This is a genomic window from Paenibacillus sp. ClWae2A (assembly GCF_032452295.1).
In the GTDB taxonomy this organism is placed as follows: Bacteria; Bacillota; Bacilli; order Paenibacillales; family Paenibacillaceae; genus Paenibacillus.
This window is the reverse complement of the sequence record NZ_JAULSQ010000001.1, coordinates 407015-431962: the sequence shown is the minus strand read 5'-3', so window position 1 is coordinate 431962 and position 24948 is coordinate 407015. Positions and strand designations below refer to the sequence as shown.

20 protein-coding genes are annotated in these 24948 nt (G+C 44.1%); 6 read left to right on the top strand and 14 right to left on the bottom strand.

What is annotated here, in order from left to right:
• Positions 1-5: 5 nt before the first annotated feature.
• Entirely contained in the window at positions 6-1361 is a 1356-nt protein-coding gene (locus tag QVE09_RS01765) for an extracellular solute-binding protein (RefSeq protein WP_315935399.1), read from the bottom strand.
• A gap of 274 nt (positions 1362-1635) precedes the next feature.
• Between QVE09_RS01765 and QVE09_RS01760 the strand changes: the two genes are divergently transcribed.
• Entirely contained in the window at positions 1636-2403 is a 768-nt protein-coding gene (locus tag QVE09_RS01760; RefSeq protein ID WP_315935398.1) for a helix-turn-helix domain-containing protein, read from the top strand.
• A 123-nt stretch (positions 2404-2526) separates the two neighbouring features.
• On the opposite strand, the gene QVE09_RS01755 is transcribed toward QVE09_RS01760, so the two are convergent.
• The 5 genes from QVE09_RS01755 to QVE09_RS01735 form a co-directional block, all read right to left on the bottom strand.
• On the bottom strand, positions 2527-4152 hold the full coding sequence (locus QVE09_RS01755) for a response regulator (protein ID WP_315935397.1): 1626 nt from the start codon (positions 4150-4152) through the stop codon (positions 2527-2529).
• Positions 4137-5903 carry a sensor histidine kinase gene (locus tag QVE09_RS01750; RefSeq protein ID WP_397387005.1) on the bottom strand — a complete coding sequence of 589 codons (1767 nt, stop codon included), beginning with the start codon at positions 5901-5903 and terminating at the stop codon, positions 4137-4139. Before QVE09_RS01750 ends, QVE09_RS01755 begins: the two co-directional genes overlap by 16 nt.
• Before the next feature lie 48 nt (positions 5904-5951).
• Positions 5952-7631, bottom strand: coding sequence for an extracellular solute-binding protein (locus QVE09_RS01745; RefSeq protein WP_315935395.1), 1680 nt, complete (start codon positions 7629-7631; stop codon positions 5952-5954).
• A gap of 126 nt (positions 7632-7757) precedes the next feature.
• Positions 7758-9308 (bottom strand): glycoside hydrolase family 43 protein, encoded by a 1551-nt coding sequence (locus QVE09_RS01740; protein WP_315935394.1) that lies wholly within the window; start codon positions 9306-9308, stop codon positions 7758-7760.
• Between the two features lie 7 nt (positions 9309-9315).
• Positions 9316-10833: a glycoside hydrolase family 43 protein gene (locus tag QVE09_RS01735; RefSeq protein ID WP_315935393.1), complete on the bottom strand. Its 1518-nt coding sequence runs from the start codon at positions 10831-10833 to the stop codon at positions 9316-9318.
• 161 nt (positions 10834-10994) lie between these two features.
• Here QVE09_RS01735 and QVE09_RS01730 point away from each other — a divergent pair, with 161 nt between their 5' ends.
• Positions 10995-11864, top strand: a complete 870-nt coding sequence (locus tag QVE09_RS01730; RefSeq protein WP_315935392.1) for an AraC family transcriptional regulator — start codon at positions 10995-10997, stop codon at positions 11862-11864.
• A gap of 119 nt (positions 11865-11983) precedes the next feature.
• Here QVE09_RS01730 and QVE09_RS01725 read toward each other — a convergent pair whose 3' ends face one another.
• The 4 genes from QVE09_RS01725 to QVE09_RS01710 form a co-directional block, all read right to left on the bottom strand.
• The gene (locus QVE09_RS01725) at positions 11984-13678 is read right to left on the bottom strand and encodes an ABC transporter substrate-binding protein (protein WP_315935391.1); all 1695 of its coding nucleotides are present in this window, start codon (positions 13676-13678) and stop codon (positions 11984-11986) included.
• Positions 13679-13953: 275 nt separating this feature from the next.
• Positions 13954-14229: a barstar family protein gene (locus tag QVE09_RS01720; protein WP_315935390.1), complete on the bottom strand. Its 276-nt coding sequence runs from the start codon at positions 14227-14229 to the stop codon at positions 13954-13956.
• 14 nt (positions 14230-14243) lie between these two features.
• Entirely contained in the window at positions 14244-14678 is a 435-nt protein-coding gene (locus tag QVE09_RS01715; RefSeq protein WP_315935389.1) for a ribonuclease domain-containing protein, read from the bottom strand.
• A 256-nt stretch (positions 14679-14934) separates the two neighbouring features.
• The gene (locus tag QVE09_RS01710) at positions 14935-15696 is read right to left on the bottom strand and encodes an alpha/beta fold hydrolase (protein ID WP_315935388.1); all 762 of its coding nucleotides are present in this window, start codon (positions 15694-15696) and stop codon (positions 14935-14937) included.
• A gap of 138 nt (positions 15697-15834) precedes the next feature.
• Between QVE09_RS01710 and QVE09_RS01705 the strand changes: the two genes are divergently transcribed.
• The 4 genes from QVE09_RS01705 to QVE09_RS01690 all read left to right on the top strand — a co-directional run bounded on the left by QVE09_RS01705 (position 15835) and on the right by QVE09_RS01690 (position 19676).
• Positions 15835-16446 carry a TetR/AcrR family transcriptional regulator gene (locus tag QVE09_RS01705; RefSeq protein WP_315935387.1) on the top strand — a complete coding sequence of 204 codons (612 nt, stop codon included), beginning with the start codon at positions 15835-15837 and terminating at the stop codon, positions 16444-16446.
• Positions 16447-16571: 125 nt separating this feature from the next.
• Positions 16572-17372 carry a GNAT family N-acetyltransferase gene (locus QVE09_RS01700; protein WP_315935386.1) on the top strand — a complete coding sequence of 267 codons (801 nt, stop codon included), beginning with the start codon at positions 16572-16574 and terminating at the stop codon, positions 17370-17372.
• A gap of 34 nt (positions 17373-17406) precedes the next feature.
• A complete protein-coding gene (locus QVE09_RS01695) occupies positions 17407-18288 on the top strand; it encodes an AraC family transcriptional regulator (protein ID WP_315935385.1) in 882 nt (293 codons plus the stop codon).
• A gap of 107 nt (positions 18289-18395) precedes the next feature.
• Positions 18396-19676, top strand: coding sequence for a glycoside hydrolase family 27 protein (locus QVE09_RS01690; protein WP_315935384.1), 1281 nt, complete (start codon positions 18396-18398; stop codon positions 19674-19676).
• A gap of 90 nt (positions 19677-19766) precedes the next feature.
• Here QVE09_RS01690 and QVE09_RS01685 read toward each other — a convergent pair whose 3' ends face one another.
• From QVE09_RS01685 to QVE09_RS01670, 4 genes are all read right to left on the bottom strand, one after another.
• Positions 19767-20123 carry a hypothetical protein gene (locus QVE09_RS01685; RefSeq protein ID WP_315935383.1) on the bottom strand — a complete coding sequence of 119 codons (357 nt, stop codon included), beginning with the start codon at positions 20121-20123 and terminating at the stop codon, positions 19767-19769.
• A 135-nt stretch (positions 20124-20258) separates the two neighbouring features.
• On the bottom strand, positions 20259-20987 hold the full coding sequence (locus tag QVE09_RS01680; RefSeq protein WP_315935382.1) for an amino acid ABC transporter ATP-binding protein: 729 nt from the start codon (positions 20985-20987) through the stop codon (positions 20259-20261).
• Positions 20980-22428, bottom strand: a complete 1449-nt coding sequence (locus tag QVE09_RS01675) for an amino acid ABC transporter substrate-binding protein/permease (protein ID WP_315935381.1) — start codon at positions 22426-22428, stop codon at positions 20980-20982. The genes QVE09_RS01680 and QVE09_RS01675 overlap by 8 nt, the downstream gene beginning before the upstream one ends.
• 338 nt (positions 22429-22766) lie before the next feature.
• A complete protein-coding gene (locus tag QVE09_RS01670) occupies positions 22767-24875 on the bottom strand; it encodes a serine hydrolase domain-containing protein (protein ID WP_315935380.1) in 2109 nt (702 codons plus the stop codon).
• Between the last annotated feature and the right edge of the window lie 73 nt (positions 24876-24948).

Genomic DNA, 24948 nt, shown 5'->3' with positions numbered 1-24948 from the left:
GATACTTATTTGTATACCTCATCAATCGCAGCCTGGAAAGGAGCCTTGTATTTCTCAATCAGCGTGGATACGGATCCCCCTTCTTTGAGCTCCCCATCAAAGTCCCAGAACGGCAAGGACGGGAATGTGTTATGGTCGAGAACCAACATACCTTCCGCAACCTCTCTGGCGTTGTTGATATCTGCTTCATCGGTCAGATGTGTCTCCAGTGTGGATTGTCCCGGGTATTCATAGATCGACTCGATCTCATTAATTTTCTCCCAGATGTACATCAGTTGTTCCGGATTCTCTACCGCTTTTGGAATCGTTATAGCTTGGTAACGTGACTCACCAGAGTGATACGCTGTTGCACTTGGACCTTTTGGAAACGGTACAAAACCAATATCGTAGTCCTGCATATCCGTCATAATACCTTCGACTTCGTACATGGCACCTGAATACATCAAGGTGTTGCCTTGACGGAAGAACGTGGATGGCTCTGTCCAATCGCCGCCCTCAGAAGCTCTCCCGACCTTCTCGGTAGCCAGTTTGGACAGGAAGTTCAACGCTTCTTTCGTTTTTGGATCTTCCAGGTTCTGCTTATCCTCTTTGGTCAGAGAAGCCTCGTTGGAATACAGAATCGGTTCCAGCAAGCCCGTTTGAGCGAGTCCCCAAGTGTCCAGCTTGCCATCATTGTTTCGATCCTTGTTCGCTTGCTTGGCAACACTGATGAACGTATCCCAGTTCCATTCATCGGCATCCACATACTCCTGAAGTGGCTTCAAGCCGAGCTCTTGCATGAGTGTGCGATTATAGAAAATTCCGTTGATAAACGAGGACTGGTCCTCGGTAAAGCCGTAACCTTTGCCTTCATACTGCATGTATTCCTTGGTTGTTTTCTGGTTGAATACCTTGTCGTTTTTAATATAATCATCCACCGGCCATAACAGATCCTGTTTGGTCAATGCCGGAATGGCATAGTTTTTGCCCAGTCTCACCAGATCGCCAAGCGGTTCACCGGCCATCAGGGAAGCAACCACCTTTTCCTGATATTCACCGAAATCGATGGAAACGTATTCAATATTAAAGTTGTGTTTTTTCTTCAGCGCTTCGAGATTCTCAAGGCGTTGAATGTTGTCCGGGTTGTTCCCCTGTATTTCCATGTCCCACCAAGCAACAACCTTGATGGTTCTGCCACCCATGTCAAAGTCCATTTCTGGCGTGGAGTTTTCATTCTTTGGCTCGGTTTCCGCGGGTTTTTGTTCCTCCTGTGGTGTTGTCTTTTCCGGCTCGGGTTGAGCGGTAGGTGCAGAACTGCATGCAGCAATTACCAACAAGACCGCAAATACCAGGCTCAGTAGCATGAACTTGTTTTTTCTCATCGTCTTCCCCCCTGATTGTCGTTTGCTATCACAGTGTATCGTTCAAATGAAAGCGCAAACAACCTGCCGAAATACAGATGTTTACCCGGGCTGAATATAGATTCGCGTAATTTTGCACGAGCAAAGTGCATTATAGGTTTTAATTGGTAAAGAAATGCACTGTCTACAAAAATATGCACATTGTATGCGCTTTCTTTTATTACCATAATGAAATTAAGTCAAATTTCAGTTAATCTAGCGCATTACAATTCAGCAGAAGGTGAGGTATTGCTTCATGTATGATATTTTACTTGTGGATTTCAGCCGTCGTTTGTGCGGAGAGTTGCAACAGATGTTGCTACGGAGCAAAGCTCAATATACTATCGCAAATTGTGTGTTCTCATCGGCCGAGGCTTTGACCGCATTGTCAGAACGAGACTTTTCCCTTGTTATGGTACATACAGAGAGGTTTGATACCGCGGGGCTCTGGTTATGCAATGACATTCGAAAAAAAAGTCAGATACCTATTCTCCTTATGGGTGGAAGAGATCACTTCAGGTTCGTACGCAAAGCCTTGACGTATCAGGTAAATGATTATCTCCCGTATCCTGTTAGTCCTTCTTCCTTACTTAACAGTCTGCATGGACTTAGATCCCACCTTGAAACCGACCCGGCACACAAAACGTCGTCGTTCTTCAAAACACCCGTTCAAATGAATGGTAAACCCATGCACTCCAGTCATGTTATTCGTATCGTCAAGGCCTATGTACGGGATCATCTGAGTGATGAAATCACGCTGAAGAAGATCTCTGACATGCTTCACTTTAACTGTGCGTACCTTGGACAGAAGTTCAAGCTGGAAGAGAAGATATCTTTCAATGATTATATGCTCCAGCAACGTATGGAAAAGGCACAGCAGTTGTTGTCTTCCACGAATTTGCGAATATATGAGATTGCTATTGAGGTAGGCTATAAGGATATTGATTGGTTCTATAAAAAGTTCAAAGCGTATGCCGGATCGAGCCCCAATGCTTATAGACGACAAAAAATCCACACGGCCTAAGGTGGATCGCCGAATCGGTTTGTTTATCAATGAGATAATAACCACAAAAAAACGCAGGATGTATTCTTCTTCCTGCGTTTTTTTGTGGTTGTTTGGGTTTGGTCAATTCCAGAGTATTCACCATTAACGTACCAAAAGGGATTCTCGGTACTCTTGGGGAGTCATTCCCGTTATTTTTTTAAAAAGTCGGGTAAACGAATGTGCAGCCTCGTACCCCACTTGAAGTGCGACCTCACGTACCATAAGATTTGTGTTCTGAAGCAATTCTTTGGCTTTCCGTATTCGGCAGTCGTCAATGAACTCTGATACGTTGATTCCCATTTCCTGCTTAAAGAATCGCGACAGATAGGATGGATTAAAATGATGAAGTTCTGCCAGTCTCACCAGAGAAAGATCTTTCTCCAGGTTCTCCTTGACGTAACTGCATAAGGAATGAATTACAACGTTAGCGCGTTCCTGTTCATTTGATCTTTTGTAGCGGACTAATTCATCGGCAGCACGATATAAAAATTGTACTGCATCCTTCATGCATGTATACTCCCCTAAGTGCAGCAAGCTTCGTTGATCCGGGATCTTCTGTTGAAGACCCCAACGATTGATCGTTGAATGCAATAATAAGGCCAGATTGTAGTATGTCTCCATGGCACGTTCCATCGTAATATCCTGTTGCAGCAGTTCGCCTGCAAGCTCCTCAAATATATCGTAAAAAGGCTGAATTCGTCCCGTTTCCAAATATCCTGACATAATCTCGATCCGGTTTGAGATCCGCATGGATTCTTTGGGTACATCAGATGAGAGATCATTGCGATGATCCGTGAGTACCATGGATACGCCATCCCCAATTTTCATCCATTGGAGTAAGCGGAGACGTTCATATTGTTTGGTTAACTCGGACCAATTACAGCTTCGACTACTTAATGAAAAAGCAATGGATACGTCGAGTGATGCCATGCATGCTTCCTGTACCAGTTCCAGTGTACCTTCTAGAAATCGCACAAGTTTATCATTAGTCATCTCTTCCTCCTGCTTCGGCTGAAGCAGCCAGATCGTATCCCCATAATGGTCCGTTACACTTGCGCAAACTGTACGCTCATTCATCAAAGAGGAGCCGATAATGCGAACAGATTCCTGAACTTGTGTGAGGTCCGAACCTTTTTCTGGCGGATTATTGAACCGACCCAGTATGAGATAAACAGGCGCGTTGATCTGTAATCTTATATCTCGTTTGGATAATTCGTCCTGCATATCCATAGTAGAAGCTATAACCGCTGTACAATCTTGAAGCAGCTTCCGCAAATACTCTTTTTGCTGAATCAGTGCAAGCTGCGAGTTGACTTTATGAGAATGTTCCAACAACTCAAGCATGCTGTGACTTCGCCGAATCTCTTCCATCACATCTTCGACAACCGACATCACCTTGTCATAACCTTCCGTTTTGAGCAAGTAACGCACATTGGCCATCTGAAAAGCTTGATAAGCATAATCAAAATCGCTATGTCCTGTCAGAAAAATGACGCGACAATTCGGCCAACTGGCTTGAATCCGCTCCGTCAGTTCCAAGCCACTCATGCCCGGCATGCGGATGTCCGTTAGAACAATGTCAATTCTCGAACGTTGCATCCATGACAATGCTTCTGTTGCAGAGTAGGCCTTACATACGTCAAGCTCGTCGGGTATATGTCTGGCGAACGTTTCATAGAGACTATCCGTAATAATCTCCTCGTCATCTACAATCAAAAGTCGATACATTCGTTTTCTCCCTCTTTCCACTGGATTCGAATTGTGACTTTTAATCCTTGCAGTTCACTTCTGGATAGGAAAAGGCCACTTCCTTCTCCATACGTCAGGACCAGACGACGATGAATATTGATTAACGCGGTCATTTCGTCTGTACCTCCGTCCTTATGCAAGCGTTGTTGAAGAGCTTGAATGTGTTGCTCTTCCAACTCATTTCCATTATCCTCTACGGTGATCTCGGCATATGAACCTTCCATATTAAACCCAATAATTAGAAGACCGGAGTCCGTATTCTTTTCAAGGCTGTGTTCATATGCATTCTCAATAATAGGTTGAATAATGAGTCTGGGAACTTTAATATGTTCCATCTCAACAGGTAGTGACCCAAAATCAACTTTGATTCGTCTGGAGAATCGTAATTGTTGAATCTCTGTATAGATTCGTGAATGCTCAACTTCCACTTTCAACTTCACATGATCTGTTTCATTCCGGGTAATGAACCTGAAATACTCTCCGAGCATGTTCGTGAATTGCTCAATACGTTCGGTTTCCCCTGTCCTTGCTAGTGAATTCAGAATAAAGAAGCTATTGTACAGAAAATGAGGATTAATCTGGGATTGGAGTTGTTTCAACTCGGCCCGCTGCATCATCAGTGTTTTCTTGAAATCTCGGTCGATCAGGGATTGAAGATTTTCAATCATTAGATTGAAACGGGTGTAGAGGAAGCCAAATTCATCCTTACGATTATGTGCGATGGGGACATCAAGCATGCCTCCCTCCATTTTTTTGAATCTTTTCACCAACAACAGTAACGGGATGTGAATCAACTTGTAACTTGAATAGAGATACGCCGTGATGGCAACAAATGATGTAATTGCAAACAGCCAGGCCCAATGATAGAACTTGCTAAGTGGCTTGGTAACAATTGCCTCGGGTAGATATGTAGCTACGGATAAGCCCAGGGAGTCCACATGCAGCTGACTAACGTGATACATGGTGTCCCCCACTTTCATTCGAAAACCATCAAGTGTACCTTTTACACTGTGCTCACGATAATTCGCGAGAACAACACTAGCTTGTTGCTTATCTGTGATGGCATGCCCCGTTTTGTCCTCAATCAGAAAAGTTGAACTCTCCGGGTACAAATTAAGCCGTGTGAGTTCATTCTGAAAATGGTCTGTATCCAGCTCCACTTGAATGACAAAAAGCGGGGGTTCTCCTCTCGTACCCGTCAGCCTGACGGCACTCAAGTTCAAGGCGTCTTCTTTCACAGTGAAGCGGGTACCTTTTCCTTGCATGCCTGAACTGAAGTATAGATATGAACTTTTATCGAAATCATCGATGCCTTGAATCGCGGATATACTCTTGCCGACAGAAGGGATATGTACATGAACGTTTTTGATATAAGCAGTGCTATTCTTGAATGAAGCGAGTCGTTCAGTCAGGTAATTTAATGTATCACGCCGCTCAACCTGATCCATCATGTCCCACAGAATGGCGAGACGATTGAGTTTTCGATCCTCAACGATATCAAACTGCTGTAATTCCATCCATTCCATCTCTCTGTTCAATTCCAACACATATTGGTTCAACCGTCTCTCCGTTGACAACGATATTTCCTGGCTTGCATTGTCATAACTCCAATGATACAGATACACGCCAAGAAGAATAAGGGGGAGCACAAATACCAGATAGGTGATTATTAATCGCGCAAATATACTGTTAAGCCATGATTTAGCAGGGATCTTGATCAATGCATTCACCTCCAATGCCAAAGGCTGAGTGGGTTCCTTGTATGAGTAAAGTGAACATTAGCGCTTCTTTGGCTTGCTGGTGCGAAACCACGCGTTAACTTCCGATGTGATCTGATCTCCCCCCAGCTTGCGCCAGTTCTCGACGAATTGATCAAACTCATCTATCGACCTGCCTAGAATAAAGTTCATATAGGCTTCAAGCTGAAGATCCCGAAGAATAATTTGTCGATCAACCATCGTGTCCGTAATTCCGCCTGTGAACTGATCGTAGAGAAGTTGGCCGTTCTTCTCGTAAGAATCTGCAATGCTAAAAGCACCCGAAGGCCCATAGGTTTGTTTCCAGCCCCAGCCGCTCTCAACAGCTTCCAATTCATAGGCCACAATTCGTTTGTGAATGGCGAGAGCTTCATTCTGCAGAGCCGAGAAGTCTCCTGTACTTCTGGCATCACGAATTTGTTTGTATGCATCTATATTTTTATTACCGGGAAAAGGAGTCACCGGTGAAAGCATCCACACAGCTCGGGAGTCGTCATTGTAGTATGTTTCATACTCTGCCTGATCCCCCCAGTTGATGTCCAGATGCAGATTCATGAGCTTCACAACGACCTCCGGATTAGAGAAGCCCTTTTTTACAGCAAAGTATTGCCCAGTGTTGGAACGTAGCGGTACGAACAAACTCCGGTCCGACTTTGCAACAATAGGATATGCCTGCCATTCTACATCTATATCTGTATCACGGGTAGTCTGAAGCATAAAGGAGGTCCACTGTTCGCCGTAGAGCATCCCTATTTTTCCATCCTGAACCAGACGAAACGCCTTGCTTCCACTCTTATAACCGAAATCCGGATCAAGTTGGCCTTCACGATACAACGTTTGCAGTGCTTTCAGAGCCTCCCGAACTTCAGGCTGTATGCCTCCAAAAGTGAGGTTTCCTTCTGCATCTTTAACCCATATATTCGGGTAGGCTCCGTAGCCTGACATCAATCCTGCAGCTCCCATAACTGGATCCCATAGATGGTTCGTTAGCGCAAGTCCGTAAGTATCCTGCTCTCCGTTCCCGTCGGGATCTCCCTCTGTAAACGCTTTCGAAACCTGGAGAAGTTCTTCCATCGTTTCTGGCGGCCGTAGCCCCAGATGCTCCAACCAATCGGTTCTAATCCACAGGTACTGCGCAGTCTCAATGGAGGAAGATGATTCGGGAATAGCCATGAGTTTGCCATCAATGGTTGCCGCATCAAATGCGCCTCTTCCCTCCGCCTCCAATATACTCTTTGTAAGTGGGGACGCATACTCTTGGTACACATGGGTTAAATCCTCGATCATTCCAGCGTTGCTCAGTTGTCTAAGTTGATATGGATTTACTTTTACCACATCTGGGAAACGTCCTGCAGCAAGGGATACACCCAACTTCTGATTGTATACATCTCCATTAGCAATCCAGTCATAGTGAATTTGAATACCTAGCTCTTTCTCGTACAAACGAGTCCAGCGATTATCCAGCATCGTCTCACCAGGTAACTGACTAATCATGCGCTCAAGGTCATCTCCGGTTTCCCTGACAAAAGAGACCGATACGGGAGGAGAATACCTCTCAAACGTAGCGGGAAGTTGAATCTGCTGCCCATCTGGCTGTGGATGATATTGTTTGGAATTTCCTTCGGTATGACCTGCTGGTATCGACACAGCAAGGAACAGAATGAAGGTCCATCTTGTTATGTCCAGACATCTCTTATACATGACGACATGCCCCCAGTTTGGTTTGAACAATTCTCTTCTCTCTGTCAACTTTGAATCCATATCATTGTACAACAACTTGTACTCATTGAATACGAAAAGCCGCCGTTGGGCGGCTTTTACATATTTTCATTGTTTCTCATCAGGTTTAATCACGCGATATTGGAAATTCGAAAAGTCAGCTGTTCCTCCAGCTATTTCCGTTGAATATACAAATAACCCTATTCGGCAACCCATAAAATGATCCAATTTATATATCATTTTATGGACAATCCCTATATCTATCCATTCAACCCCATCAAAATAGGCAAAAGAGCACTCATCCAGATTGTTCTTAAAATCCCCGAATGCTTTTAGTTTAACTACTGGATCTGATACCGGGATACGTTCATGTTCAGTGGCTGGCTTCTGGTCGATCAGATTGCCAAATATGGTTGAATCCTCACTATCTCTGGCATGCATGACAAAGTAAAACTTGCTATCCTGCTTCGTGAGAGCGATCATACCGTACGAACCGATCAGAAAGCACAACCCGGCATAATCCCCATCATTCAGACGACTGCTGTCAAGCGTAACTATTGCTTCGCAAGCGGGCCCCATTGAACGCTGGGTTAGTGTGTTTACCGCAAACGTCAGATTTGGGCTGATCTGTCCCGTTCGAACACGATACACCCCCGATTTCTCTGTAACGGACCAGAGTTCATGATTAGGTGTATGATTCCATTGCCAAAAATCACGGAGGCGGATGCTTCCATCTTTCTCGAGTTCATAATTGAAACTGTCGCTACCCACTAACGGGTTATAACGGTGCTCTGGTCTCGTGCTCGGAATATCAATCTGCTTCGGCGCTTTGCTTGCAAACACCGGTTTACCTTGATCAAAGTGTAGCGGAACCAAAACAGGAACCCGGCCAACAGCCCCATGATCCTGAAACAGCATTGCATACCAGTCTCCATCCGGCGTATCCACGATACCGCCCTGAGCAACACCTGAATTGAAATAATCCATATCGTCATTGAATACTTCTCCACCAGTGAAGGCATCTTCCAGAGAGTCTGCCATATAAAACGCCTGTGTTCTACGTCCGGAAGCTTTCGTTATATGAATCAGGAACACAATATATTTACCATTGATCTTGTAAAAATGTGCTCCTTCATAACCAAGGTGATGAGGCTGCTCGTCTTTTACGATCAAGCGATGCATTCCACCAGGTTTGGGCCCGGACAGGTCAGAGCTTAATTCGGTCAGATAGATCTCGGTATTACCATACACGAGATATGCTCGCTCATCATCGTCAAAGAATAAGGAGCAATCATGGTAAAACCCTTCCACGATCTGCTTCTTCCACACTCCCGAGATGGTGGGGGACGTATAAAAGTATGTTTTCCGGGTATCATTCGCAACAAAGATCACATAGAACATCCCTTGATGATAGCGGAGCGATGCAGCCCACATGCCTTTACTATAAACGTGATGACCATCCACCAGCCGTTGGGCAGGTGTATTGTCCAATGTGTCGTATACATATGTGGCTACTTCCCAATGGATCAGGTCATATGAACGCAGGATGACACATCCCGGCATCATATGCATGGTTGTACTGACCATATAATATGTGTCCTCTACGCGAATAACGTCAAGATCAGGGTAATCGGCCCAAATAATCGGATTCGGATACATGCTTTAATTACACCTCATTTTTTCTGTTAAACTTCCATTCTCTTAAAAGGATGGTTGAGCTGTCTGTTGAACTTTTAAGCTTAATATATAAGTTTTGCACACCTGTTGCACCCGTAACTTTGGTTGTTAGTTCCATCCATTGAAGAGATCCGGTCGCAGGCGGAACAATGATTTCTCCAATTAACGGTCCGTCCGCACGATCAAGTCGAAGTTCCAACGTACCTTCGGTTCCTTGATTCGCAATCGTGGCTGTGAAGGTTGTGGGTCCTGCACTTTCAAAGTCGACCTTAGATATTGCTATCCAGCTGTCATTTTGCAGTTTAGCGGAAATTATATTCGAATCTGATGCAGACATCTCACCAGAATCAAGGTATTGCTCTGTTGATACTCTGCTACTCCATCCAATCGTTGAACCGCTTACCCGCCCATAGGGATCGAAGCACTTGATCTGATCTACGCCCTGATAATCTGCATGTACCTTCTTGATCTTACCCGTGGCCGAATCATGTTCGACTCGATTCAGATGCGTTGAACGGTAACCTTCGGGAATATCCATGGCTTGGCATAATGTCTGGGCATGATAGGCAATGTACCATTGATCAGATAGTTGAAATATAGCATGGTGGTTGTTGCCGCCAATATCAAAAAAGTGTCCTGGATTCTGGAGTAGCGTACCCTGATATGTCCATGGCCCCATTGGCTGAACACTGGTCATATATGCAATTTCACCAGGTGGTGGGCTGCCCTCTGGCCGTTCACCTACAACAAAATTGGAACAATACGTAAAGTAGTAACTATTATTATATTTATGTATCCCTGAATCTTCAAACATATAAGGCGCCTGAATAACCTTCGCTTTGCCAACAACGCTGATCATGTCATCTCCCAATCGCATAACTCTTGCCGTATCCGGTCTTTCTGCTTTCCCCTGTGGAATACCACCACCGAAGTATATGTAGGCCTGATGATCATCATCTACAATGACAGCCGGATCGAATAGCCAGGTTACTTCCTCCACTCCCGGAGTCTCCCTTGTAATAAGTGCTTTTCCTATAGGGTCTATCCATGGACCAACAGGTGTTGGTGCAGACAATACACCAATTCCACTGGCATTGTTGGCGAAATAAAGAAAGAAACAGTCCTTGCCATCCAAGATTCGATGAGCAGCTGCCGGGGCCCAGGATTGCGAAGCCCATGTTGCTGCGCCTTGAGGTCCAGCAACTTTGATCTCCCCATGATCGGTCCAGTTGATTAAGTCATCCGAAGAAATGACCGTAATCCGGTTGATTGAACTGTAGCTGTTTTTCTGAGGAAGACCGTCCTTATCATATTCCAACTTATCACTAGTCATATATAAGTAGACTCGATTGTTAAATACCAAAGCATAGGGATCGGCTCCGAATTTGTGGGCCACCAGAGGGTTACCGTTGGGACGAAGCTTTCCAATTCCCCCTGGAATACTCTCCAGATTGGCGGCTTGGTCTTGCTTTTGCTCACCAGCATGTGGTGTAGAGTGATGATTCATCAAAAGAATCCCCCTATAATCGTTTTAGTTGTACTTTTTCAGAGAAAGCGTTTGCAATACAAAAGGTATCATGATAGGATGATTACATTTTAAGGTAAGCAGAGTACAATTTCATTGCGTTAACCGCTCTATTTATTGCGTGAAATGACGGGAGGTACTTCATGAGTGGATCCTCTGAGTGTTTTTATGATCCTATCCAGCCTGAGCTCTTATATCTGCACAGCGTAACGACGTATAAGCTGGAAACGATCTATCATCGCCATAATGCATACGAGATCTACCTGTTTCTTCGTGGCAACGTTCACTTTTATATAGAAAATCGATGCTACCATGTACAGCCTGGTGATTTGCTTGTGATGTCACCCGAGGAGATGCACCGAGCCTTTATTCTGGATGAATCTGAGTATGAGCGAATTACAATCAATCTCAAAAAAACATATCTATTTCAGCTTTCCACACCATCAACCAATCTATCGGCATGTTTTGATCATCGCCCCAAAGGAACAGGCAACATTGTACATTTAGACGACTATAACTTGAAGCAGATGCTGCAATGTACGAACGAACTGGAAGGATTGCTTGCTTCCGATGCTTATGGCACCGATATCAAAATAAATGCAGTCGTCGCCCAATTGTTGGTCATGATTAACGTCTGGTTTCATAACAATTCCTTTGTTCCCAATGACATTATGCCTGAACTGGTTCGTGAAACCATGGATTATATTGAAACACATCTAAATCAAGATATTACGCTTCGTAAACTTGCTGAAGTGTTCTACATGAACAGTACTTATATCAGCCGCCAGTTCAAAAAGCACACTGGATTGACGATCCGTTCCTACATTTTGGGTCGTCGTATTGAACGGGCCAAATTCCACCTGTCTGAAGGATTGAGTATTACGGATGCATGCTTTCAATCGGGCTTTAGTGACTATGCCAATTTTATTCGCAGTTTTACCAAAATGGTCGGCATCTCCCCCGGTAAATATATCAAACAAAGACGTGATGCAATTGAAGCATTACCACAATAATGACAAGTTCATTCAATGTAAACTGAAAACATCGAACCATCCTGCATGGCTCGATGTTTTTTAGTTCTTGATATACTTTGGATCTGCAAACAATTCATTATTGTGATCGTATCCGCTAGTTAATTGATCTCTTTACCCGTCCACAATCTAACGCGATCTTTAATCCACTCCGTATACTGCTCTTCCATGGCTACTGCATCTGCATTATCAAGTTCGGTAATCATATTGTCATATATGCCTTCAAAGGCACTTGGAGAGGATGTAATCGCTTCGGCGATCCGTTTCTGAATAATATCCTGCGTTTTCTGATACACAACGTTATAATCCCCGCTATCCGAAGGAATCGGCATATTGTAAGCAGCACCCCACTCTTTCACCGGAAACTCCTTTTCGGAAGGGAACAAGTCCTTCCATGTAGTGATGCCATAACCTTTCAAAGCTTCTTTTTCCTCATCAGAATAACTTTGCTGAATCTGTTCAGGATAATTGGTTGTATAGTAGTTATCCGTTGAATCTTTGACGCCATCCCCGTAGTGAGCACCAAAAATGTAATACAAGCCTACTCCGGTTTCTTTGGTGAATGTGTTATTGTCTTTGTTTTTACGTTCCTGTACATCGGCCGGGATGGTGCGAACGCCGTCTTCCACATTATATTGCTCGCCTTCAACGCCCCAGTTTCTCAATACTTGCCCTTCTTCAGAAGACATCCAATCCAAAAATTTGATGGCACGGACAGGATCTTCACAATCGACTGTTATGCCAATGCCATAACCATCAAAGCCGATATTCTGGAAATCTTTACGCTGAAAACTGTCATCTAGCGTTACCGGATAGAATCCGTAGGTCATATCATCTTTTCCTGCACTTTTCAAAGCATTTTCCGCATCACTGAATCCCCAGCTTGGATCAAGCAAGGATAACACGCGACCACTGGCGATTTTGGACTTATACTGGTCATCCTTCTGAACAAAACTGTCCTTGTCCAGCAAGCCTTCATTGTACATCTTGTTCAACCACCGGAAATATTCCTTCTCCTCGGGACGTTTGTAATGCAGAACGGCTTCGTAGGTATCCGGATTGATGAAATACTCACCATCTCCAGGTCCTCCAGTAGACATGACAGCGGGATCAGTAACAGTGATCATTCGCCGCCATCCATCTGCACTAAGCGTCAGCGGAATTGTGGGTTGGCCATCATCTGTGGTCGGATGTTTCTCGTAATATTCACGCAGCACTTTTTCGAAATCGTTTAAGGTTTTGATCTCAGGATACCCGAGTTCCTTAACTACACGATGTTGAATGGCAGTACCATTCGTCGCATCAAAGCTGACCTGATCGATTGCACCATTCGTTGGAATCCAATAGATTGAAGGATCGTCATTGCTGTATTTCAACCGATTGAAGTGCTCACCGTAGATCTTTTTCAAATTGGGGGCGTGTTCTTCGATCAGATCCGTCAAATCAATCATTGCCCCCGCATCAACGAGTCTGGTCAAGTTACCTTTGGGGAAAATCAAATCCGGATAATCGCCGCTGGCAGCCATCAGGGAAATGCGGTCGTTTCCGCCTCCGCTCGAAATATCGAATTCAGCATCAATGCTTACACCGGTTTCTTCCGTAATTTTCTTGCCTACCACATCCTGCATTTTGTTCCAGTTCGGACTTGCATCTGCGCCGAAGAAGGTAAAGGTGATCGGGCTGTTGGGATCACTCGTATTTGATTCTGAATTCTCTCCAGCGTTTCCGCAACCGGCGGAAATTAACACAACACTTGTTACGAGACATGCTCCTAGCAATTTTGAAATGGCTCTCATTATTTTTCTGCCCCCTAAATGGTGTTAGTCATAATAACCAATCCAGACATTACGATGGTTCGCTTTGAAATAGTATACGCTTACATATTCAACCGTTAGTAAACGATTGCAATCCTGCCTACCCTATTCCATGCTTAAAGTATAAGGAAGTCTAATAACCCCAACCTTGATTATTAAGCCATGAAAATAGCATGATCTAGACATGAGTCTCAGTAAAAATGTGAAGACCAAAAAAGCGATGGTTGCCCATCGCCTCATAAAGCCAAACCTACTTTTCAATAATATAATTCCAACGTAAATCCTTGGATCTCCCCTTCAACTTCCCGCAACAATTCCATGAGTTGGTCAGCGTAATCTCCAAGAATCTCTTTGCTTTTCTCGAAACCAATCCATTGAACAGTAAGCGGCATGCTTACAGCCCCAGTCAAGACATCCCATAGAGCGTCCAAATTGCCTCCATAGCTCTCGTCTAAATCAAGCTGGTTCTGCAAAATTTGATGAAGCTCTTCCTTGCTATGAAAGTCGTTTCCGTTAATCTGAATGATGCTCATATCATTTCCTCCGTTTATTTTATCTGTTCAAATGACTTGTAATGATCTGTCGTCTGGAAGATTAGACCATCATTTGAGTATAGAATTCGGTCGCTTCCGCGCCGTCCTCCTGAGTAATTTATATCGGCTTCATACCATATGCGGCCTTTTTTCTTGGGAAGTAGTCCTTCCCGGTTTCCGAACACGTCGCCGCCGATGCTTTTGCCTGGAGCAACTTCTCGCAGGTTACCTTCGCTTGGTTCCCATCCCAGATCTCTTGCTTCTTTCTTGGTAATGTAATTTGGTGGGAGTTCATTGTGCTCCGAGATATAATTGGCAACCTCATCAAATCCCATATCCTCCGAAACTTGAGGTGAACCGAGATCACGTAAAGACTCTGACGTACAACCTGAGAACAATAATGCAGCGAGGATGATCAATAATGTGTAAGCAAATTTTCTGAAAAACATAATCTTTTCTCCTTTTGATGTTCTTGCTCTTGCTGCCCTTCGTTTTGCTGTTACTTCGATGACAATGCTTCTAATGTTAACGATTTGTGGTAATTAAAGCAATTATATAAGCCGATCATTGAGTTAAATTCAATCGATAACAGCCGTTACCCTGTTCCATTGAAGCATTATTCTTATACTACAACAAAAAAAGCCGCTAAAATAGCGACTTTAATCGTACCACGATCATTACCATTCAACACATTCATTTAGTACATTATTTTAATTTGCCCATCCAGTTCTCTAGGGCTATAACTACCTCTTCCAACTGCTTTTCTTCCGTAATTGCAGGTTGATTATCTCCTTTTTGCATGCCATATGAGCCAAATTGACCGTGATTTCCACCCTCAATACTCACATATGTCGTGTCTTCCGGAAGATTTGCTTTGGAGTTCTCCCAGTCTTCCCAGTTAAGCACTCCGTCATCCGAACCTGTAATCTGTAAAATAGACCAATCCGTATTCTTCACGCTCCCTCCTTCATCTGCATAAGAAGCCAAGAAAAAGACGCCTTTCAACTTCTCCGTATGCTCGGCAGCATACCGTGATGCGAATGACCCTCCCAATGAATGGCCGCCAATAACAAAGGCTTCGTTAGGATGTTCCTCGATAAAGGAATCAGCCTTGTTCTGACCGAAAATCGCCAAGTTTATTGGCATGTTTGCGATGTAAACTCGATGACCCTGTTCTGCCATTTCTCTGGCAAGTGGAGAATAACTTTCAGGTTCAACCAGACCGCCTGGATAAAAAATAATATTCGGTTCGGTTATCTCTGTACCCACGGGTTCAAATCTGTAACCGTCCTTCATCTTGGTGACATTAACCTGAGCATCACTTGTCATCGCGACTTCAGCTCGCTCAGAGGGACTATACGTAACCGAATTGAGATATACGAAAACTCCAGCTACGATGATAACGATGGACAACATCGTCCACAAGATTATCTTTTTCCATTTGTTAGTATGTTGTGCTGTTTTCAACCTTAAAACCACCTTATTATGAGGATAATGATATGTCTTTTTAACTCTCCATAAATTATACTTACCGGTAAGTATAATTACAAGCTGATTTTGCTAACTATCGTTATTTGTCATAAAATATTCATGGAGGGAAGTCCAATGACAGAAAAATCACCCAAACGTTTGCCTGGAAGACCCAAACACGGCGACGACGATATCTCAATTCAGCAAACGATTATTCACACAGCTTCAAAGCTATTCATGGAGTATGGCTACGAAACAGTCACACTTCATCAAATTGGCAAAACATGTAACGTGTCAAAACCAACCATTTATTATCATTTCACAAGCAAACCAGAGCTGTTTAAGGTTGCCTTTACAACGATGCTACAGAATGTGAGCCGGTTAACCTCGCATATGCTAGATCAGGCCGAAAATCTGGAGTCGGGGCTTGTGCATTTGGCAGAGGCTAGACTGGGCAATCCACATGCTGAGATTGAAACCATGCTCAGAGAAGCTGAGCCTTTTCTTGACCCAGCTCAAATTCAGGATATACGCAACGCCGAGCATCAGATTCACGAAGTATTAGCCTCCCATTTCCAACGGGCAATGGATGAAAACAGACTGCGGACGGACGATCCGTTTTTCCTGGCAGAGACCTTCTCGACATTGATGTTAATGGGTAATCGGGAAGATAACCTGCATAAATATGGTTCCAATTTTTCACTAGGCCAAAGACTAGTAGATATTTTCATTCGCGGAGCGCAGTAAAACTGAACTGATTATGTATTAGTGGTTAGTTTACATCTTTAATTGATCAATCGCTTTATCCATTCTGCTCGAGACGAGAAATTCTACCCTATATAAGCATGATAAGCGCAAAGGAAGGTGTAGTTTTGGAAATTCTAACATGGCAAGAGGTTCACTTGATACTTCCTCTTCTCATAGAGATCAAGAATAAAGCTGTATTTGTGTATTCCGTACTTGAGCAAAAACAACAAGGAACTGTATACGTAAACAACAAGCACAACATAACTTCAGCCCTGATCACAAGCTGTGGTGGTTTTTACTGTCTACTGGGGACGGCGAGCAATCCAAAATTTAATGATGACGTCATTCGATTTTTAATAAACAAACAGAATCATAAAATAGATTTTTATGCACTGGCACTATTTTCGGAAGATTGGATCGATTTACTTGATAACTATGAATTACCGAACGCAAAGAAAATCAAACGCACATATTTTTCGTTCAATAAGATGAAGTTTACCAAGAGATACCAAGGAGATACTCTCACTTTAGGTAAACACTTTAAACTCGTAGGATTAAATCCATCCATCGCAACGAAGTACATTAAGGATTTTTACTCCTACTATTCAATTGTATGGGACTCTGTACCGCACTTTATTGCTAATGGTATTGCGCATTTTATTACTCGAGATAGTGAAATTGTTAGCGTCTGCTCCTCCCCATATGTAGGTGGTGGTTATGCGGAGATCGATATCATCACACTTGAGGAACATAAGATGCAGGGATTGGCTACAGCTGTCGGCGTTCGGTTTATTCAAGAATGTATACACAAAGGATTAGTACCGAACTGGTGCTGTCACGCCGATAACATTGAATCATTACATATGGCAAACAAGCTTTGTTTTGATAAAATCGAGGAGCAACCAATGTATTGGTATAATGCATAAATGCGCAAAATTTAGGGCAACAAGGAGAGCTGACATGAATATCCCTAGAGGAACCTATGGGTTTCGATTCGTCGAAGACAAGGAGCTCCAACTGTGTGTACTGTATGCGGCTGGATGTGATTCAATAACCGATCCTTCTTATCATTGGGATGGACTCGAACGTTCGGACGGGCCTCTCCTGTTATTCCAATATACAATTTCGGGTGAAGGTATATTTGAGTCGAATAATCGCGTTCATCATGTTACCGCAGGACAAGCTTTTTTGGCAGAAATTCCAGGGACACATCGCTATTACTACCATTCAGCATCAAAAGAACCTTGGGAGTTTCTGTTCCTGCTGTTCAGGCCCACACTTATTCTGCCCCATTGGCGAAAATTCCTTCGTGAAGCGGGAGAAGTTCCCTATCTTCCCGCTGATTGTACACCCATCCGACTATTGCGGATGATCGTGACTGATGCGGCGGCAGGCAGAATCACTGATCCTCTGATCGCATCATCCAGCGTATATCAATTCATGACAGAATTAACCCGATTACAGAAAACAACATTGCGCAAGAGGGAGAATTGGTCTGAGAACATTCAAATAGCCGTTGAATACATAGAAAACAACTACTCCAAGATGATCAGTATCGATCACCTTGCGGAGCATGTTTCCCTTTCCAAATATCATTTTATACGTCGCTTTTCCTCCAGTACAGGCTTGACGCCTGGTGCTTATCTGACCCGTGTACGTACCGAGAAAGCAATGGAACTGCTGCGCGGAACTACGCTTAGCATTGAAGTCATCGCCGAGCAAGTCGGTTATTCCAGTGGAAGTTATTTTATCAAAGCTTTTCGCAGCATAACCGGGGTTACACCAGGCGAATTTCGTAGCGGCGGAGAAAGTCTTGTGTACCGAAAACTGTTCTTCGACTAACCGCAATATTTTGCTATTCTACACTCAACATTACTGTAGATATTAATAAAATCCTTTATTATGATGAATTGAGCGAGAGCAATAATTAATCCATAAAGGAGCATCCCATGAATCATACGCTTGCAGCATCAACTCCACCGCTTGGCTGGAACAGCTGGGATTGTTACGGCGCGGCCGTTACGGAAGACGAAATTCGTGGCAACGCCGAGTACATGGCAGAACATCTGAAAGACTTTGGCTGGAGCTATATTACGGTCGACATTCAATGGTACGAGCCTTTGGCCAATTCTTCGCAATATCGTCCGTTCGTTCCACTAATCATGGATGAATATTCGCGGCTTATGCCTGCCGAGAATCGGTTTCCCTCCGCTGCAGGCGGACAGGGATTTAAGCCGTTAGCCGACCACATCCATAGTCTTGGGCTGCAATTTGGCATTCACATCATGCGCGGTATTCCACGTCAAGCTGCACATGCGGCTACTCCGATCCTGGGTACAACTGCCACTGCGCGTGATATTGCTCATCCGAACTCCATCTGTCCGTGGAATACAGATATGTATGGTGTCGATAGCTCCAAAGAAGGAGCACAAGCCTACTACGATTCCCTTTTTGAACTGTATGCACAATGGGGCATTGACTTGGTGAAGGTAGACGATATTGCTGCTTCAAGGCTCTATGACACCCATCAGCCGGAGATCGAAATGATATCCAAAGCGATTGAGCGCTCCGGTCGGCCCATGGTACTAAGTCTCTCTCCTGGCCCTGCTCCGGTGGAATACTCAGAATTCTTGGCTGAACATGCCAACATGTGGCGTGTCACGGACGATTTCTGGGACCTTTGGCCGCTGTTATTGGATATGTTCGACCGCTGCCGGACCTGGCAGGGCGTTCCCCAACCAGGCTGCTGGCCAGACTGTGATATGTTGCCTTTGGGTCATATCGGTATCCGTTCTGTAGACGGTGGTGGAGCAGATCGCTGGACTCGGTTCACGCCTGACGAGCAGTTGACGATGATGTCGCTGTGGAGCATCTTCCGTTCCCCGCTCATCTTTGGTGGTGAACTACGAGATAACGATGACTGGACACTATCCCTGTTGACCAATCGTGAGGTTCTGCGAATGCATCGCGAGAGTTACGGAGCCAGAGAAGCCTTACGCAAAGAAGATCTTATTGTGTGGACTGCCCAGCATGCGGATGGCTCCTCTTACGTCGCTGTATTCAACTTAGGTGAGCATGCTCTACCTGTGCATCTGTCCATGGATGAGGTTGGACTGTCCGGCATTACCGAAGGTACCGAATTGTGGAGCCGAGAAGCAGTTGAACTTACAGAGAACTCCTTAGTTACGACTGTACCTGCGCACGGTGTGCGTCTCTATCGGTTTTCCTAAGCGTACAAAAGAAAAAGAGAGGTCTGTCGTTCACTAGACAGACCTCTCTCTCATTTCATGTTCATCGTTAAGATGCATTGTACAAGCATTTCAGTATGTATCCATGGCTTGAACGGCCAGATGAAATGCTTTAATCCTTCTTTCCAGAAGAGTCTTTTGCGGGCTACCTTCTTTGGACTTGGCATACATGTTCTCAAGGGATGGAAACAATCCAATCAAGACAAGGCGGGCTTCTGCTATATCTTCCTTGTTGTATGAATGAGCTTTTTGATTCCAGTGTTTATCCAACAGTGCTAGACCGATGTAAAAAGCTCGGAGACGTTTTTGTAACAATGCCGTGTTATTCCTTTTCTGAGTCATATTCACTAAGGCATTTTCCGATTTGAGGATGGTTGATTGAAAAGCATGAATGGATTCCAGTTGTTCTTCATCTGACACGTTCTCCATAGAGTACTGACCTCTCTCTTCGCTTATTTGCTTGGTATTTCTAGATGGAGCGCGCTGCCTATTAAATCACCTCATAAATATAACAAAAAAAGCCGCTTAAAATAGCGACTTTTAATGTGTTAATGCTATTCAGTGCTAGAGTACCTTTTCCAAAAAGCTGATCGTCCGTTCATTCTTCGGATTTCCAAATATCTCTGCAGGAGTACCCTGCTCGACAATATAACCACCGTCCATAAAGATAACCCGATCAGCTACTTCTCGGGCAAAACCCATCTCATGAGTAACAATGATCATCGTCATACCCTCACTCGCGAGATCTTTCATTACACCGAGAACTTCGCCTACCATCTCTGGGTCAAGCGCCGAGGTCGGTTCATCAAATAACATCACATCCGGGTTCATGGCAAGCGCACGAGCGATAGCAACCCGCTGTTTTTGTCCACCTGAGAGTTGACTAGGGAAACTCTCTGCTTTATCAGACAATCCAACACGATCCAGAAGGCTAAGGCCTGTTTTTCGAGCCTGTTCTGCGTTTAAAACCCCTAATTCTCTTGGCGCAAACATTATATTTTTCAAGACGCTAAAATGAGGGAATAGGTTAAAATGTTGAAATACCATGCCTATATTTTCCCGCGCTTTATTAATGTTGGTTTTAGGGTCTTTCAGATCCTGATCATCCACGATAACTCGACCAGCTGTGATATCTTCCAATTGGTTGATGCAGCGCAAGAACGTACTTTTTCCTGAACCGGAAGGTCCGATGACACAGACAACTTCTCCTTCGTTGACCGCCACATCAATTCCCTTGAGGACCTGATTCGAGCCGAAACTTTTCTTCAAACCTTCAACTTTTATTTTAGCCACGACGAACCTTCACCTCCAGATAATCAGCAATTTTGGTCAATGTGATGATGACAATCAGATACATAACAGCAACCGTTAACCAAATGTCAAAAGAGGAGAACGTTCTTGCAATAACAATTTTACCCGATTGAGTCAACTCTACGAGACCAATAACGGACAAGATTGACGTATCCTTCAACGTGATAACCATCTGGTTAATGAAGGACGGAATCATAACCCGCACTGCCTGCGGAATAACGATCTTTATCATCGCTTTGCGATAAGGAAGGCCCAATGAACGAGCAGCTTCCATCTGACCACGATCAATCGATTGAATCCCGCCTCGGATAATCTCGGTTACGTACGCCCCTGCATTCAGACTAAGTGTCAGAATAGCCGCCAAGAACAATGGCATCGTGAAGCCCATCGCCTGTGGAATCCCGAAATAGATAAAGAATGCCAGGACAATCAGCGGAATACCGCGGAAGATATCCACATATACGGTGGCAACACCACGAAGGAATTTGTTCTGTCCCACCTTCATAAATCCGAAAATCAGACCGATGATAAACGCGAAGAACAGGGACACAATCGTGTATAAGAGTGTTTTTCCCAGACCTTTCAAAAGTGCGGGAAGGGATTTCTGGATTAGCTCCCAGCGACCTTGATTAGCAACAGTCGGAGCGTTCTCGCCCAGATATGTCTCGGTAATGCGTTTATACTCACCGTTTGCTTTGATGTTCGCAAGACCTGTATTAAACATCTCCAGAAGTTCCTGATTTTTACCCTTACTTACCGCAAATCCGTAAGGAGCGCCATCTTCTTTTTTGGTAACAATTTTCAAACCGTTGTTCTGATTAACCCCATAGGCCAGTACAGGATAATCTTCAAAACAGGCTATGGAATTACCGGTTTTTACATCTTCATACATTTGGTATGACTCATCAAACGGAACGATCGTAAATCCATACTCTGAAGCGATGGACTCTGCAAAACTAAACCCTTCTGTTCCGGTTTTCACGGCTACCTTCTGTCCACGAAGATCTTCATAACTCTTAATTGTGTCATTGTTGGCACTAACACCCATAACGACACCTGATTCAAAATAAGTATCAGAAAAATCAAATTTTGCTTTTCGCTCATCCGTAATACTCATCCCTGCGATCACACCATCGACTTGATTCGCCTCAAGTGCCTGTACAGCTGCGTTAAATCCCAGAGCTTTAATTTGATACTTAAAATTTTGATCTTTGGCGATGGCATCCAGCAAATCCATGTCGATACCAACAAAATCACCATTCTCATCTTCATATTCGAATGGAGCAAATGTGACATCAGTCCCGATAACATAGGTTTTACCGGAATCGGACGCTGCTGCAGCGTTCCCTACCCATCCTGATAGACCGCTCACCAGGAGCAGCATCAGTGAAAGTATAAAAAATGAGATCTTCGTTGTTTTCATGTGTCCTCCCCGTCTCGGTGTTGTCCGAATAATCATTATTTTCTTTGGAATCGGTATTACTGTTATGCTTTTTGTCGATCTTCTGCCCATTTGATTGTTATTATTTACTGTATATTAACAATCAATGCTTTGCCTTTCCACTTGCAACATTTTCCTCCGTCATTTTTTCCAACCAGTAAAAGCCTTTTTAATACTTACCCTCTAGGTAAGCTTTGCGAAACCCAATATTACATTGTGAATCCGAAAAATGGTACATTTACTTCAAAACGTATTATTTAAAATTTAAAACTCAAAAAAGCCGCGATTTCCGCGACTTTTGTTGTACAGTTTTTTATCATCTAGTAATTTTCTCTGGTTGTCAATACAATCTCAAATTTCGAACCAGCTTCACCCGCGAACACAATGGTTCCGTTCTCAGGCAATACAATTTCGTTTTGTCCACTGACCACTGTATGATTAATGCCTACGCCCGTTTGGTCGTATACAGCAAATGCGCTGTTTGACGACATATTGACCTTCATTTGTTTACCTGCAACGGATGCCGGAATTGAAAACCATGTGGCATGGCCATTCGCTTGAATCGTTGTCTTCGATTGTTTTCCTGTATAGATCGGTTTTATAATTTCTTGAGCAGCATAGACGTTGCCTCCAGCTGTAACGTATTCCACGCCATTTTCCTCATAGAAATTGAACTCCATCGTGTCACGACCCGCTAATCCAGGAATTTGCAATTGGTTCACGGCTTGGTCAGCTCCAATAATTTTATTGGTGTAGATATAACCAGGCAGCTCATTAAAAGTATGAATGGGAATCATCGGCATCGCTGTGTTGTACAATGTTGATGTGTATTTTTCATTGACCAACACGTAGGCTTTCCCTTCCCGTTTCTGCCATGCGGCCTTTACTTCTGCAGACAATTCGTTGGTTTCAAGCTTTTCTGCCTTATATTCCGAGGAAGCAACTTGCCCAAGCCCAGGCACAGACTGATACGAGCGAGACCACAAGTATGTGTTCCCATTGACTTCCTGAACGAACTTCAGCTTTTCCGTAGCCGCATCATTAACAAAAGAGCCATCAGCGGTGTACGTATAGGTCTGATCAGGACTGTTAGGCGACGACAGATTAGATAACGTTAATTGCCCATCATCTTTTACGTCCATCTTCATTAACATGTTTGCCCCACCCGCGTACATGCCTGTGTGCTGTGTAAGTTCCTTCGGCATGGTTGTTTTCACCGGTGCATCATGTGATTTCTCCGGCTTACGCTCTGGAATGATATTTTTCTCCTCAAGCGCGCCAAGCAACAGCTCAGTTGCCAGCAATTGATCCGTTGAGCTATGACCACCGGAAGAGGTTACGGCAGCAGCCATATTATACTCCGGTAACACAATCAAGGAGGAATGATAGGTGATTGTATTGCCGCCTTTGCTTACTGCTTGGATGCCGTAATCATTAAAAGGAAACAGGTTCACGCTGTCCCAGCCCAGGCCATAACCAATAGAAGAATCGCCTTCTTCTGGCCACATGCCTCTCTTGTATTCTTCTTGTTCCATGGCCTCTACGGATTCCTCCGAAAGAACACCTTCAACCTCACCTGTAAAGATTTTCGAGAACTGAACCAGATCTTCAGCGGTGGAATAGATGCCTCCCGAGGCAATCATATTTGTAGTCTCTAATGGAAGTTGCTCCTCATGCGAAGGGGCATATGTTGCTGCCATCTGGCTAAAGTCCACGATATCCTGCGGTGTTTTGGTATGCTCCATACCAAGGGGTTCAGTGATGTACCGGTGCATGAAAGTGGTAAAGCTCATGCCGCTGACCCGCTCAACCAGAATTTCAGCTAATGTAAAACCGTCATTACTATACACCGAGTATGCGCCAGGATCGGCCTTCAGATGTTGCGTCGCCAATTGTTCCAGTAACGTATCATGTGCATAGGTATCATTATCTCCAAACAGTATTGCACTGTTACTTGACGTTCCGAGAAGTCCAGATGAATGATTCAGTAACATGCGTGGTGTAATCTGTTGGTAACGCTTGTCTTTCATTTTAAAGTCTGGAATATACTTCACGACAGGCTCATCAAGATCGATCTTGCCCTGGTCCACTAGCTTCATTACGGCAGTGGTGAGCACCATTTTGCTGGTTGAACCAATGCCATACATGGTATCTGAAGAAAGCGGGATGTTGTTTTTCAGATCATTGTTGCCTGCCTGACCGGAGATCACAATCTCACCCTCATCCATCAGTGCGTACTGCACACTTGTCGTAGCGTATGATTCAGTGAGTACCTTGGCCTTTGCACTTACTGCCTTTTTAGTTAGATCATACGTAGGGTTATTACCGTTACTGATAGCGGGTGTGGCCATGGCCGACATTGGGGACATCATTGCAAACACCAAAGTTATGGCGGCGATAGAAGTTCGTTTCTTTCGTGTCAATCTCATCTTCTCCTGTCTAGTCTATGGATTAGGAATCTCTGTGGTAGTACTCCCGTAGTGTAACCGAAGAAGATGAACT

Excerpts from the sequence above, each read along its gene's own strand:
- QVE09_RS01725 (WP_315935391.1), bottom strand. The coding sequence starts at position 13,678 with ATGAGAGCCATTTCAAAATTGCTAGGAGCATGTCTCGTAACAAGTGTT.
- QVE09_RS01765 (WP_315935399.1), bottom strand. The coding sequence starts at position 1,361 with ATGAGAAAAAACAAGTTCATGCTACTGAGCCTGGTATTTGCGGTCTTG.
- QVE09_RS01755 (WP_315935397.1), bottom strand. The coding sequence starts at position 4,152 with ATGTATCGACTTTTGATTGTAGATGACGAGGAGATTATTACGGATAGT.
- QVE09_RS01705 (WP_315935387.1), top strand. The coding sequence starts at position 15,835 with ATGACAGAAAAATCACCCAAACGTTTGCCTGGAAGACCCAAACACGGC.
- QVE09_RS01715 (WP_315935389.1), bottom strand. The coding sequence starts at position 14,678 with ATGTTTTTCAGAAAATTTGCTTACACATTATTGATCATCCTCGCTGCA.
- QVE09_RS01745 (WP_315935395.1), bottom strand. The coding sequence starts at position 7,631 with ATGTATAAGAGATGTCTGGACATAACAAGATGGACCTTCATTCTGTTC.
- QVE09_RS01695 (WP_315935385.1), top strand. The coding sequence starts at position 17,407 with ATGAATATCCCTAGAGGAACCTATGGGTTTCGATTCGTCGAAGACAAG.
- QVE09_RS01670 (WP_315935380.1), bottom strand. The coding sequence starts at position 24,875 with ATGAGATTGACACGAAAGAAACGAACTTCTATCGCCGCCATAACTTTG.
- QVE09_RS01690 (WP_315935384.1), top strand. The coding sequence starts at position 18,396 with ATGAATCATACGCTTGCAGCATCAACTCCACCGCTTGGCTGGAACAGC.
- QVE09_RS01730 (WP_315935392.1), top strand. The coding sequence starts at position 10,995 with ATGAGTGGATCCTCTGAGTGTTTTTATGATCCTATCCAGCCTGAGCTC.
- QVE09_RS01685 (WP_315935383.1), bottom strand. The coding sequence starts at position 20,123 with ATGGAGAACGTGTCAGATGAAGAACAACTGGAATCCATTCATGCTTTT.
- QVE09_RS01740 (WP_315935394.1), bottom strand. The coding sequence starts at position 9,308 with ATGTATCCGAATCCGATTATTTGGGCCGATTACCCTGATCTTGACGTT.
- QVE09_RS01675 (WP_315935381.1), bottom strand. The coding sequence starts at position 22,428 with ATGAAAACAACGAAGATCTCATTTTTTATACTTTCACTGATGCTGCTC.
- QVE09_RS01760 (WP_315935398.1), top strand. The coding sequence starts at position 1,636 with ATGTATGATATTTTACTTGTGGATTTCAGCCGTCGTTTGTGCGGAGAG.
- QVE09_RS01720 (WP_315935390.1), bottom strand. The coding sequence starts at position 14,229 with ATGAGCATCATTCAGATTAACGGAAACGACTTTCATAGCAAGGAAGAG.
- QVE09_RS01735 (WP_315935393.1), bottom strand. The coding sequence starts at position 10,833 with ATGAATCATCACTCTACACCACATGCTGGTGAGCAAAAGCAAGACCAA.